Below are 12,446 nucleotides of genomic sequence, written 5' to 3'. Positions count from 1 at the left end.
GTCTCCTTCAAAGATTCGTGAGTCAGGCGGAGTGACGCGCTGGCAAGGTCAGAATGGCCCGAGCGCCCAGACCCGGACCGCCGGAGGTGATGAAAAAGCGCCCGTGGTGCGCCTGCGCCACGCCTTGCGCCACCGCCAGGCCAAGACCGGTGCCGTGGGATTTGGTGGTATAGAACGCCTCCAGCAGACGGTGACCGTCTTCAGGGTCAAAGCCGACGCCGTTATCACGCACTTCCAGGCAGATGAATCCCTGCCCCGGAGCGCTCAGATTCACTTCCACCTGAGGCTGATCCACGCCTTTTACCGCTTCCAGCGCGTTATTGAAGAGGTTCAATACTGCGCCGACCAAAGCGTCTTTATTGCACAGGATTTCCCGTTCGCCGCAGTCGATGCTCCATTGCACGGGAACCTGCTTGCGTTGCGCTTCAGGCTCCGCCGCCGCCTGAATTTCAGAGAATAATTCTGCGCAGGTAATGCGTTGCGCCAGAGGCGCGTCGCCTTTGGCGAAAATCAACATGTCGCGTACTTGCTGCTCCAGATGAGTAAGCCGGGACATCAGTTTCTGCGCGCATTTCACCCGCAGGGAGCCGTCCAGCTCAGGCTGAGAGAGATGCCCCGCATACAGCATGGCGGCAGACAGTGGCGTGCGAATTTGATGCGCCAGAGACGCCACCATTCTGCCCATGGAAGACAGACGCTCACTGCGGGACAAACGAGATTGCAACTCACGGGTTTCAGTGAGATCAGACAACACAATCAACTGGCCCGGAGCGTTCTCCAGCGAGCAGGTTTGAATGCTCAGGCGACGACCGTCTTTCAATGACACCTCGTGTCCATCGTCCGCCTTGGGCGCAAAGCAGCGCTGGATAATTTCCACCCAACGCTCTCCATGTAAAGGCTCGCCCAACAGGTCCACCGCAGCGGGATTGCACTCCTGCACGGAACCTCTCGCATCCAGCACAACGATGCCCACCGGCAACGCCTGCAATAAAGTCTTCAGACGATTGGCGATGCGCGCTTTGTCTTCGTGCTCTCTCTGGCGATTCAGGCTGACGGAGTCCAGCTCATTGGCCAGACGATTTACCCGTCCGCTGAGATCCTGATAGGTTTGGGAAATCTGATCTGCGATGGCGCCGAACATGCTCATCGCCCGGTCCAAACCCGGGTCTGCGGACGCTGCATAAGCGCCGTCGTCAAACCCGGTATGTTTGGGGGCCAAATGGTGGATCACCGCTACCGGCTGCTCTTGATCCGCCGGCGACAAAATTTTCGGTACACTCATATTGCCTCTCCGATCACTTGTCCGTATCGCTGGAACATTGACGAAAAACCTGTCTTAACCGTAATCAATCATTTTCTGTGCCAGCCCTGATTAACGCCGCAGTTTCATGCAGTTAGGACAAAAGGACTAAGCGCCACGCCGAAAAATTGACGAGCCAACGGCTTTCGCGCCAGGGTTTGCGTGAGGCGTCCATGCTCCTAACCAGGCTGGTTTATTGATAAGCATGAAGCGCCAGAAGTTAAAACGACAAAGCCCGGACAACGCCAGACTCAACAGGAAATGAAATCAGAATTTATAGGAAAGGAAGTTCGCGCTACTCGTCAGCGTTGAGATTGTACTTACGTACTTTTTCCACCAACGTGGTACGGCGAATATGCAAACGTTCCGCCGCACGGGCGACGACGCCGCCGGAATCATCCAAGGCCTGTTTGATCAGGCTCTTTTCCAAGTTGGCGAGATACTCTTTCAAGTCCAGTCCATTCACCGGCAGCACCGCCGGGGAATTAAGCCCCACCAGACCAGGCTCCCCTGAGTAGCCCTCATCCAGGTCTTCCATGCCCTGCTCGATATCCTCAACATGACGGAATTTCAGCGGCAGCTCCTGCACGCCAATCACGCCGTAGGGGTGCATGATCGCCAACCGCTCCACCAGATTCGCCAGCTCTCTGACATTGCCAGGCCATTCATGGCGGCACAGGCTCAAGATCGCCGCAGAGTTAAAACGGATGGAGCCGCGTTTTTCTTTCTCCATGCGGGAGATCAATTCATTGATCAGCAGCGGCACGTCTTCCGCTCTCTCCCGCAAGGGCGGCATTTCGATGGGAAAAACGTTGAGGCGATAGTAGAGGTCTTCCCGGAAGTCGCCCCGCTCGATCATATCCTCAAGATGTTTGTGGGTAGCGGCGATGATACGCACATCCGCCTCCAGCGTTTTGCTGCTGCCAACCCGTTCATAGGTGCGCTCTTGCAGTACTCTTAAAATCTTGACCTGCATGTGCAACGGCATATCGCCGATTTCATCCAGAAACAAAGTACCGCCCTGCGCCAGTTCAAAGCGTCCGACGCGAGAGGTGATAGCGCCAGTAAACGCGCCCTTTTCATGACCGAAAAGTTCACTTTCCAGAAGTTCCGCAGGGATCGCGCCGCAGTTAACAGGAACAAAAGGCTGGTTGCGACGATGGGAGTTGTAATGCAGGTTACGCGCGACCACTTCTTTACCAGTGCCGGATTCGCCAGTGATCAGCACGCTGACTTCTTTGTCCGCCACCTGGGACATTAATTCACGCACTTTCTGCACGCTACGGCTGGTGCCGACCAGACTGCGAAACAACAGGATTTCCCGTTGTTTGCCGCGGCCGCTCTTGGCCGCGTACTGTTCGCGATAGACTTGCGCGCGATACAGACTATCCATGAACTTGTTGTAGTGAGGCAGCTCTTCGAGCTGGACAATGATCTTGCGACGCAGGTCTTCGTCAACTTCAGACAGGTCACGCTCCCCCAACATCAGCACAGGCAGGCCCGGGTCCCATTCTTCCAGCTTGACGAGAAAATCTTCCACCTGCGTCACGCTGGCGTCCATCAACGCCACAGCCATGTCCATAGCGCTCAATGAGGCGTCTTTACACGCTTTTACCCAGTTATCCGCATCCGTGGCCAGAGCAGGCTCGCCCAGAAACGCCAGTATCACTTCTATGGCCTGTCTACGCGCATCGTCATCGCAGACCAAGAGGACAGTGCTGTCTTTGCTTGTCATGTAACCTCAGTACTACATTTGTTGAAATGTCCTGAGCCTCCATCTCGGTCACCCGGTTCCATATTGCGAGGAGTAACCTTTTCTTTCCCAAGAATTAAAGTACGCTTTCCGGGAGTGGTCAAATAAATGACGCAAATAGTCGAATTTCGATATCTGAATAAAAACCGTTCAAAAAATTGTCGCCAGCGCGATTGAAAATAGACAGCCGCTGAACAGGAAGGTTAAAACTTGGACGTGTTGAGATAGGACTGCGCCGCTTTCAAACTACGACGGACGCTGGTGAGTTCCTGGGCGGACTCTGAACGATTGGAGCCGGCGTGTTGAACCGCGTTGGCGTATATGCTGCGTAATCGAGTCAGTGTGGCGATAAGTCGAGGTTTATCGTCTTCGCTGGTCTGCGCGACGGTTTCTTGCACCACGTCACGTAAAGCGGGTTCCAACGCAATCAATTCGTCCCACTTAGACTGTGAGGCCAGTTGCTCGATCTGTTCCGCTAGCTTTTCCAACTGCGACATTTAGGCTTCGCCCTATGCTGGATTGAGATACGCCATCTCGGGCTAGTGTAGCATTCCGACATGAGATTTTCCGGCGCGGGTCTTATTTTTATTCGGCGCGCCGGAAACTCAGTGAGGCCAAATCAGCTCAAAAACTTGATCATAACGCCCGCCGCTACCGCTGATCCGATAACGCCAGCCACATTCGGCCCCATCGCGTGCATCAGCAGGAAGTTTTGCGGGTTCGCCTCCAGACCAACCTTATTGGACACTCGCGCAGCCATCGGAACGGCGGACACGCCAGCAGACCCAATCAGCGGGTTGACCTGGGTTCCGGGGAGCTTATTCATCAGCTTCGCCATCAAAACCCCTGACGCAGTGCCCACGCAGAACGCCAGCATGCCCAACACCAGGATGCCCAGCGTCTGCACGTCCAGGAACTTGTCAGCGGACAACTTACTGCCCACGGAAAGACCCAGAATGATGGTGACGATGTTGATGAGCGCATTTTGCGAAGTATCGCTCAAGCGATCCACCACGCCACACTCACGCATCAGGTTGCCGAAGCAGAACATGCCCAACAGCGGCGCTGCGTCTGGCAGGAACATGGCGACCAGAACCAGCAGGATAATCGGGAAAACGATTTTCTCCGCCTTGGTTACGTGACGCAGCTGCTCCATCTTGATCTTACGCTCTGCGTCGTTGGTCAGCGCTTTCATGATCGGCGGCTGAATCAACGGCACCAAAGCCATGTAAGAGTACGCCGCGACCGCAATAGCGCCCAATAAATGAGGGGCCAACAGCGTCGCTACATAAATGGAGGTCGGGCCGTCGGCGCCGCCAATGATGCCAATCGCCGCTGCTTCTTTGATGGAGAAAGGAATCATGCCGGAAGCGTCCAGCGCCGCAGCGCCAAGCACCGTACCGAAAATACCGAACTGCGCCGCAGCGCCGAGCATCAGCGTCTTCGGATTCGCCAGCAACGGGCCAAAGTCAGTCATCGCGCCAACGCCCATAAAGATAAGCAGAGGCGCCACGCCGCTCATAATGGCGACATTGAAGAACTGATACAGCATGCCGCTGGTGAAGCCCATGTCCTGCGCAGCAAAAGAGACCGCCTGATACATCGCTGCATGGGCGCCCTTGTAGGCCACGATGAACTCGTGCCGGATCTCCGGCGTCACCGCCTGCGTGACGTCAAAAGGAATATTCAACGCCGCCGCCAAGTTGGCCAGCTGTTCGGGAGAGCCCAGGTGAATCGCGTTCTCAACCGCCGACATCGCCAGACCGGCTTCAGGAATATTCGCCAACAAACCGCCGAAACCAATCGGCAGCAGAAGCAAAGGCTCAAAACCTTTGCGTATCGCTAGGAACAGCAAACCCAGGCAGATGGCCATCATGACCGCCTGCCCCCATTCCAGGTTATACAGGCCGCTGCCGTATACCAGCTGGGACAATCCGTTCATACAACGCTACCTCTTAAGCCAGTTTCAACAGAGACTGGCCGACCGAGACCGCATCGCCCACTTTGACATCGATGCTGGCGACATGTCCGGCTTTCGGCGCACGGATTTCCGTCTCCATCTTCATCGCTTCCAGGTATAGCAGCACGTCGCCTTCCTGAACGGTTTGTCCCGCCTGTACGACCAGACGCAGGATAGTTCCGCCCAATGGCGCAGGAATAGGCTCGCCTCCGCCAGTCGGCGCAGGTGCCGGCGCTGCGGAAACAGGGGCCGGAGCCGCTCCGACAGGCGCGACCTGAGTAATATCGCCGCCTTCTGATACTTGCGCCACATAGGTCTGACCGTTAACAACGATGGTGTACACCTCTGGGCCGCCTGCAGGCGCCGTAGTTTTGGCTGCGGGGGCGGCAGGCTTGAGGTCGTCAGCGCTGGGAATCGGCTCAAACGCCGCAGGGTTGCCACGATTCTCCAGGAATTTCAGGCCCACTTGCGGGAACAGCGCATAGGTCAGCACATCGTCGACTGCTTGCGCCGCCAACTTCACGCCTTTCTCGGACGCCAGCTTCTTCAGCTCATCCGTCAATTTATCCATTTCAGGTTCTATCAGGTCGGCGGGGCGACAGGTGATAGGCTGAGCGCCTTCCAAGACCCTGGCCTGCAGTTCAGCATTGAACGGAGCCGGCGCTGAACCATACTCCCCTTTCAACACGCCAGCCGTTTCTTTGGCGATGGATTTATAGCGCTCGCCCGTCAGTACATTCAGTACCGCCTGAGTGCCGACGATTTGCGACGTGGGCGTCACCAGGGGAATAAAACCGAGGTCTTTGCGCACGCGTGGAATCTCTTCCAGCACAGCGTCCAGCTTGTCGATAGCGCCCTGTTCACGCAGCTGGTTTTCCATGTTGGTAAGCATACCGCCAGGAACCTGCGCCACCAGGATGCGGGAGTCCACGCCTCTCAGGCTGCCTTCAAACTTGACGTATTTCTTACGCACTTCTCTGAAGTAGCCGGCGATTTCTTCCAGAAGATTGATATTCAAACCTGTATCGCGATCTGTCTCCTCCAGAATTGCGACCAGCGCCTCAGTGGGAGAATGGCCGTAGGTCATGCTCATGGAAGAGATGGCGGTGTCTACATTGTCGATGCCCGCTTCCGCCGCTTTAAGCGCTGTAGCCGTGGACATGCCAGTAGTGGCGTGACAATGCATATGAATAGGCACGGAGCATTCTTTCTTCAGACGGCTGACCAACTCAAACGCCACGTAGGGCTTCAACAGGCCCGCCATGTCTTTGATGGCGATAGAGTTCGCGCCCATGCTCTCAATTTTCTTGGCCAGCTCCACCCACATATCAATGGTATGCACGGGACTGACGGTGTAGGACAAGGTGCCCTGCGCGTGTTTGCCGACTTTCAGCACCGCTTTGATCGCGGTCTCGAGGTTTCGAGGATCGTTCATCGCGTCGAAGACACGGAATACGTCAACGCCGTTAGCCGCAGCGCGGTCTACAAAGCGTTCGACAACATCGTCAGCGTAATGTCTATAACCCAGCAGGTTTTGCCCACGCAACAACATTTGCTGAGGCGTGTTTGGCATCACTTTTTTCAATTCGCGAATGCGTTCCCATGGATCTTCCCCCAGATAGCGGATACAGGAGTCGAAAGTCGCCCCGCCCCAGGACTCAATGGACCAATAGCCGACTTGATCAAGCTTCTCGGCAATGGGGAGCATGTCGTCTAAACGCATGCGCGTGGCCAGCAGCGACTGATGCGCATCACGCAATATTACGTCCGTAATACCTAGTGGTTTTTTCGTTGTTGTCATGGGTTATTAGCCTTTCGTTTACTCTCGCGAATTTCCTTGCGTTCACTTCTTGTGGCGTGAACGGTGTTTAGCGATTGCGGCTGCGATAACAGCCATCGTGTCGTTATTGTTATTCGGAGGCGGCGTGGGATTGCCTGCGGTGGGAGGGGGGACTACCTGAATTTCCGGCGCAAGGCGATTGACGACTTTCGACATCAAATTGGTTGCGCCGACCAGTATAGCCAGGAATACGAATACGAATCCCATTCCCGCTACCATCAGGGTGACCGCCTGCTGAAAAAGCTCATTCATATGATCGATACCTGTCTTTGATATACCAGCATGAAGACGCCAACGAAGAGGCATTCCATGTGCTTAAAGAACAAACGCAGGGCCGCTTCTCGGCGGCAAATCTTGCGTAAGATACCGATAAAACCAGGGGTGCGCAACCGTAAAACTTCGGTTTTCCCCTATTGACGAAAAATCCTAAAAAAACTGAGAACTCAACACCATAGCTTGAAAAACAATGATGCGCCGGTGAAGAAAAACGGCATTGACGAGAAGGAATTGAACTGGATCGAAAACTAAGAAACTTGGTTCGTAGACATCTTATTTTGAAGCCGCGATTAGCTTCTCTAACATCTACTGTTTTAGATACTGCAAAAACAGTTAAGAGATGGCGCGCTCGGGAGGATTCGAACCTCCGACCGCCTGGTTCGTAGCCAGGTACTCTATCCAGCTGAGCTACGAGCGCGCAACAAATTGACAACTTAAGGTTTTTAAATGGCGCGCTCGGGAGGATTCGAACCTCCGACCGCCTGGTTCGTAGCCAGGTACTCTATCCAGCTGAGCTACGAGCGCGCATCAAAAACTTAAAGTGGCGGAGAGAGAGGGATTCGAACCCTCGATGAGGTTTCCCCCATACGCCCTTAGCAGGGGCGCGCCTTCAGCCTCTCGGCCATCTCTCCGCAAAAGCGGGGCGTATAGTACCACAAAATTTTAAGAATGATAGTCCTTATTCAAAAAAAGTTTGTGGTACCGTCAATTAATCGTCCTGATGGTCCGACTCGCCAGCCTGAGCAGACTTCTCACGCTGGATACGCTGATAAATTTCTTCGCGGTGTACAGCTACTTCTTTCGGCGCATTAACGCCGATACGCACCTGATTACCCTTCACCCCCAGAACGGTAACGGTTACATCATCACCAACCATCAGAGTTTCGCCTACACGGCGGGTTAAGATTAGCATCTTATTCTCCTTAAAGAACGACCTATTCCAAAAAATGACCTAATTGTCGATTACTTGTAGATTTACTGCGCTCTACAAGCCCTTCGTCAACCTACTGCACTTTTTTATTATTATCGAGAATCCGATTTTTAAAAGGACGGTTAATAACCGTCGTTAAGAAATTGCGGATTCCGGTTGATCTTTTTCTATATTTACGTGCGACCTGCATCACACAGGTCGCCTATTTTAGTTATTTCCAGGCAAAAGCCAATGTTTTATCCAAAATTACGCCGGTTTTTCGCTCAATTCGAAAGCGCCGTGCAGGCTTCTAACCGCCAATTCCAGATATTTTTCATCGATCACGACAGAAACTTTGATCTCTGACGTGGAGATCATTTGGATGTTGATGCCTTCTTTGGAAAGCGCCTCAAACATCGTGGTGGCGACGCCTGCATGAGAGCGCATGCCAACGCCGACGATGGAGACTTTGGCGATCTTGCTATCCCCCTTCACCTCTCTGGCCTCAAGCTCCTTACAGAGCTTCTCAAGGATCGCTTTGGCCTTGTTGAAGTCATTGCGGTGCACAGTGAAAGTGAAGTCGGTGTGATTATCCTCACCCACGTTCTGCACGATCATATCCACCTCAATGTTAGCGTCGCTGATCGGCTTAAGGATCTTTGACGCCACGCCAGGGATATCCGGCACGCCGGATACAGTCAGTTTGGCTTCATCGCGGTTGAAAGCTATGCCCGATACTATGGGTTGCTCCATATTCTCATCATCCTCTGTTGTTATCAGCGTGCCCGGACCGTCTTCAAACGATGAAAGGACACGTAAGGGAACGTTATATTTGCCGGCGAACTCCACCGAGCGTATTTGCAAAACTTTGGAGCCCAGGCTTGCCATTTCCAGCATTTCCTCAAAGGTAATGCTGTCGAGTCTGCGCGCGCTGTCCACGACGCGCGGATCAGTGGTGTAAACGCCATCCACGTCGGTATAAATCTGGCACTCATCCGCCTTTAACGCCGCCGCCAGAGCAACGCCGGTGGTATCCGAGCCGCCGCGGCCAAGCGTGGTGATATTGCCGCTCTCGTCTTCGCCCTGGAAGCCCGCGACGACAACCACACGACCTGCATCCAGATCAGCGCGAATATTGTTTTCGTCAATTTCAAGGATGCGGGCCTTAGTGTGGGCGTTATCCGTAAGAATGCGGACCTGTCCGCCAGTATATGAACGCGCTTCGCAGCCGCGCTTGTGCAGCGCCATACAAAGCAGCGCTATAGTCACTTGCTCGCCGGTGGAGACCAGAACGTCCAACTCTCTTGGAGTCGGCTCATCCATTATGTCCTTAGCCAGCCCGATCAGCCGGTTGGTTTCGCCGGACATCGCCGACACCACCACCACCAAGTCATGACCTTCTTCTCTAAACTTTTTTACTTTGTCCGCGACCTTCTCGATACGCTCCACGCTACCGACAGAAGTGCCTCCGAACTTTTGAACCAGTAGGGCCATAATGTTTCTATCTTTCCGTCTTAGTAATTACATTTTTTCGTCACACACTTCCCTTTGCTCAGGGCGTCGCCTAGGCGCGCCCGCATTTTCTCCCTGCCTTCGTCTTTCGAATGCGCGGAATTAACCCAGTTGCTCTTCCACCCACGCATTAACAGAGGCTAACGCCGCATCAAGCTTATCCACGTCACCTCCACCACCTTGCGCCATATCTGGACGCCCACCGCCTTTACCACCAATCTGATCAGCGATCATTTTCACCAAGTCTCCAGCCTTCACTTTGGCTGACTCTGCCTTAGTTACACCTGCAATCATGGATGGCTTACCGTCTTCAACAGACGCCAGCAGCACAACCGCTTGCCCCAACTTGTTTTTCAATTGATCGACGGTATCCATCAACGCCTTGCGATCAACGCCATCTAACTTGGCGGCAAGCACTTTGAGGCCTTTTACCTCTACCGCAGAAGCAGCCAGATCGCTGCCCGCGGAACTAGCCAGTTTGGCTTTAACCTGATCCACTTCTTTCTCTAATTGACGGGACCGTTCAATCAGAGCGCGCACTTTATCCGCCGCTGTTTCGCGATTGCCTTTAACCAGCGCGGCGATATCACGCAACAATGCGTCACCGGACTGCACCCAGTTCTCCGCCGGTTGCCCCGTCAACGCCTCAATACGACGCACGCCAGCGGCTGTTCCCGCTTCGCTGGTAACGACAAACATACCGATATCGCCAGTGCGCTCGACGTGAGTGCCGCCGCACAGTTCGATGGAGAAGTCGCTTTCGCCCATCGCCAGAACACGCACGGTATCGCCATACTTCTCACCGAACAGCGCCATAGCGCCACGCTCACGCGCAGCGTCCATTCCCATAACTTCCGTTGAAACCGGCGTATTGGCGCGAATCTGCGCATTAACGATGGATTCCACCTGACGAATCTGCTCCTGCGTCATCGGCTCAAAGTGCGCAAAGTCAAAACGCAAACGCTCAGGGTCCACCAAGGAGCCTTTCTGTGCGACATGATCTCCCAATACTTTACGTAAAGCGGCATGTAATAAGTGCGTAGCAGAGTGATTGAGAGCCGTGGCTTTACGCTTGTGACGATCCACTTCCGCCGTTGCGGTTTGATCCGCTTTGATCTCACCTTCAGAGACCGCGCCAATATGCACAATCGCCGAACCTTCTTTTTTGGTGTCTTTAACGATAAAAACACCGGTATCGGTTTTCAACACGCCGGTATCGCCCACCTGACCGCCCGACTCTGCATAAAACGGCGTCTTATCCAACACGACTACGCCTTGCTGACCAGCAGTCAGGGCGTCAGACTTATCTGCACCGGCGAACAAGGCCAGCACCTTATAGCTGCCAGCAAGCTCGGTATAGCCCGTGAATTCAGTGGAATGCTCAATTTGCAGTCCTGCGTTATAGTCGACTGTAAACCCATGCCCTCTTTTCCCCATATCTTGCTGCTCACTCATTTTTTCTTCATAAGCAGCCATATCCATCGACAAACCTCTTTCACGAGCAATGTCGTTGGTCAGCTCTACAGGAAATCCATAGGTATCATAGAGAGTAAAAATGGTCGTACCGGGAATAGTCGTTCCTTTAAGCTGCTTGAGCTCTTGCTCCAAAAGGCGCAAGCCTCTGCCCAATGTCCTTGCAAACTGCTCTTCTTCCATTTGCAAGGCCCTTTCAATCTTACTCTGTGAAGCTGTTAACTCTGGATAAGCGTCGCCCATCAGATCTACCAGCTTGCCAACTAATTTATATAGAAATGGTTCGGTTGCTCCGACTTTATTACCGTAACGAGCAGCCCTGCGAATAATACGGCGTAGCACAGAACCACGACCTACATTCTCAGGCAACACGCCATCAGCGATCAGGAACGAGCTGGAACGAATATGGTCAGCGATAACCCGCAGCGCTGGCTCCTCAGTAGACGCGCCGCCGAGCACCTTGGAAGCTTCGGCCAACAACTCCTGGAAAAGATCAATCTCGTAGTTGGAGTGCACGCCTTGCATCAAGGCAGAGATGCGCTCAAGGCCCATCCCTGTGTCCACAGACGGCTTGGGAAGCGGATCCATCTCGCCATCAGCGGTGCGATTGAACTGCATGAAAACCACGTTCCAGATTTCAATGAAGCGGTCGCCATCTTCATCCGGGCTGCCAGGAGGCCCTCCCGCGATGTGCGGTCCGTGGTCGTAGAAAATTTCGGTACATGGGCCGCAGGGGCCGGTGTCGCCCATCTGCCAGAAGTTGTCCGACGCATAGGGCGCGCCCTTGTTATCGCCGATGCGTATAATGCGCTCTTTCGGCACGCCAATTTCATTCGCCCAGATATCGTAGGATTCATCATCGGAGGCGTAAACCGTCACGGTCAACTTGCTCTTGTCGATATTGAGCCAGTCCGATGACGTCAAGAATTCCCATGCGTAATTGATCGCTTCGCGCTTGAAGTAGTCGCCAAAGCTGAAGTTGCCCAGCATCTCGAAGAATGTGTGGTGACGAGCGGTATACCCGACATTCTCCAGGTCGTTGTGCTTGCCGCCTGCGCGCACGCACTTTTGCGAAGTGGTCGCCCGGTCATAATTACGCTTATCCTTGCCCAGAAACACGTCTTTGAACTGATTCATACCGGCGTTAGTGAACAGCAATGTAGGATCATCCGCCGGAACCAGCGAACTACTGGCGACAACTTCGTGCCCGTTACGCTGAAAATACTTTAAAAAGGCGCTGCGTATTTCTGAACTCTTCATACCTGTTCCGTTCTGGGTGATTTCGATAGTGAGACCCGCGCGATGACTGAATTGCGCGCAAAAGGCTGAGCTGCGTACTCTACCATAGAACCTGCGGGGTAAAAAACGGCCCTGTAGATTATGGAATGCGCAATTTTACATATAGAGATGAACGGTGGGGGG

At 53.8% G+C, this 12,446-nt stretch carries 9 protein-coding genes and 3 tRNA genes; all 12 read right to left on the bottom strand.

Going from position 1 to position 12,446, the window contains the following annotated elements:
* Positions 1–22: 22 nt before the first annotated feature.
* The 12 genes from ONV78_RS11305 to alaS all read right to left on the bottom strand — a co-directional run bounded on the left by ONV78_RS11305 (position 23) and on the right by alaS (position 12,284).
* Positions 23–1,282 (bottom strand): ATP-binding protein, encoded by a 1,260-nt coding sequence (locus tag ONV78_RS11305; protein WP_216734962.1) that lies wholly within the window; start codon positions 1,280–1,282, stop codon positions 23–25.
* Positions 1,283–1,595: 313 nt separating this feature from the next.
* Entirely contained in the window at positions 1,596–3,035 is a 1,440-nt protein-coding gene (locus tag ONV78_RS11300) for a sigma-54 dependent transcriptional regulator (protein ID WP_279503211.1), read from the bottom strand.
* Between the two features lie 221 nt (positions 3,036–3,256).
* Complete coding sequence (locus ONV78_RS11295; RefSeq protein ID WP_279503210.1) at positions 3,257–3,550, bottom strand: flagellar protein FliT; 294 nt, start codon at positions 3,548–3,550, stop codon at positions 3,257–3,259.
* Between the two features lie 122 nt (positions 3,551–3,672).
* Positions 3,673–4,995 (bottom strand): sodium ion-translocating decarboxylase subunit beta, encoded by a 1,323-nt coding sequence (locus tag ONV78_RS11290; RefSeq protein WP_279503209.1) that lies wholly within the window; start codon positions 4,993–4,995, stop codon positions 3,673–3,675.
* Positions 4,996–5,008: 13 nt separating this feature from the next.
* The gene (oadA, locus tag ONV78_RS11285) at positions 5,009–6,814 is read right to left on the bottom strand and encodes a sodium-extruding oxaloacetate decarboxylase subunit alpha (RefSeq protein WP_279503208.1); all 1,806 of its coding nucleotides are present in this window, start codon (positions 6,812–6,814) and stop codon (positions 5,009–5,011) included.
* Between the two features lie 42 nt (positions 6,815–6,856).
* A complete protein-coding gene (locus tag ONV78_RS11280) occupies positions 6,857–7,105 on the bottom strand; it encodes an OadG family transporter subunit (protein ID WP_127969085.1) in 249 nt (82 codons plus the stop codon).
* A gap of 365 nt (positions 7,106–7,470) precedes the next feature.
* Positions 7,471–7,547: transfer RNA gene (locus tag ONV78_RS11275), tRNA-Arg, on the bottom strand.
* 30 nt (positions 7,548–7,577) lie between these two features.
* Positions 7,578–7,654, bottom strand: a tRNA-Arg gene (locus ONV78_RS11270).
* A gap of 17 nt (positions 7,655–7,671) precedes the next feature.
* Positions 7,672–7,761 (bottom strand) — tRNA-Ser (locus ONV78_RS11265).
* A gap of 77 nt (positions 7,762–7,838) precedes the next feature.
* A complete protein-coding gene (gene csrA / locus ONV78_RS11260) occupies positions 7,839–8,042 on the bottom strand; it encodes a carbon storage regulator CsrA (protein ID WP_011398946.1) in 204 nt (67 codons plus the stop codon).
* 264 nt (positions 8,043–8,306) lie between these two features.
* Positions 8,307–9,533 (bottom strand): aspartate kinase, encoded by a 1,227-nt coding sequence (locus ONV78_RS11255; RefSeq protein ID WP_216734967.1) that lies wholly within the window; start codon positions 9,531–9,533, stop codon positions 8,307–8,309.
* Positions 9,534–9,653: 120 nt separating this feature from the next.
* A complete protein-coding gene (gene alaS, locus ONV78_RS11250; RefSeq protein WP_279503207.1) occupies positions 9,654–12,284 on the bottom strand; it encodes an alanine--tRNA ligase in 2,631 nt (876 codons plus the stop codon).
* Positions 12,285–12,446: the final 162 nt, after the last annotated feature.

The organism is Hahella sp. CR1, from assembly GCF_029813005.1.
GTDB lineage: Bacteria > Pseudomonadota > Gammaproteobacteria > Pseudomonadales > Oleiphilaceae > Hahella.
The sequence above is the reverse complement of the archived record's forward strand: the minus strand, read 5'-3'. Positions and strand labels throughout refer to the sequence as shown.

What these genes read in the sequence shown, in the direction of transcription:
- ONV78_RS11290 (WP_279503209.1), bottom strand. Translation starts at nt 4,995, where the DNA reads ATGAACGGATTGTCCCAGCTGGTATACGGCAGCGGCCTGTATAACCTG.
- ONV78_RS11295 (WP_279503210.1), bottom strand. Translation starts at nt 3,550, where the DNA reads ATGTCGCAGTTGGAAAAGCTAGCGGAACAGATCGAGCAACTGGCCTCA.
- ONV78_RS11280 (WP_127969085.1), bottom strand. Translation starts at nt 7,105, where the DNA reads ATGAATGAGCTTTTTCAGCAGGCGGTCACCCTGATGGTAGCGGGAATG.
- ONV78_RS11300 (WP_279503211.1), bottom strand. Translation starts at nt 3,035, where the DNA reads ATGACAAGCAAAGACAGCACTGTCCTCTTGGTCTGCGATGACGATGCG.
- csrA (WP_011398946.1), bottom strand. Translation starts at nt 8,042, where the DNA reads ATGCTAATCTTAACCCGCCGTGTAGGCGAAACTCTGATGGTTGGTGAT.
- alaS (WP_279503207.1), bottom strand. Translation starts at nt 12,284, where the DNA reads ATGAAGAGTTCAGAAATACGCAGCGCCTTTTTAAAGTATTTTCAGCGT.
- ONV78_RS11255 (WP_216734967.1), bottom strand. Translation starts at nt 9,533, where the DNA reads ATGGCCCTACTGGTTCAAAAGTTCGGAGGCACTTCTGTCGGTAGCGTG.
- ONV78_RS11305 (WP_216734962.1), bottom strand. Translation starts at nt 1,282, where the DNA reads ATGAGTGTACCGAAAATTTTGTCGCCGGCGGATCAAGAGCAGCCGGTA.
- oadA (WP_279503208.1), bottom strand. Translation starts at nt 6,814, where the DNA reads ATGACAACAACGAAAAAACCACTAGGTATTACGGACGTAATATTGCGT.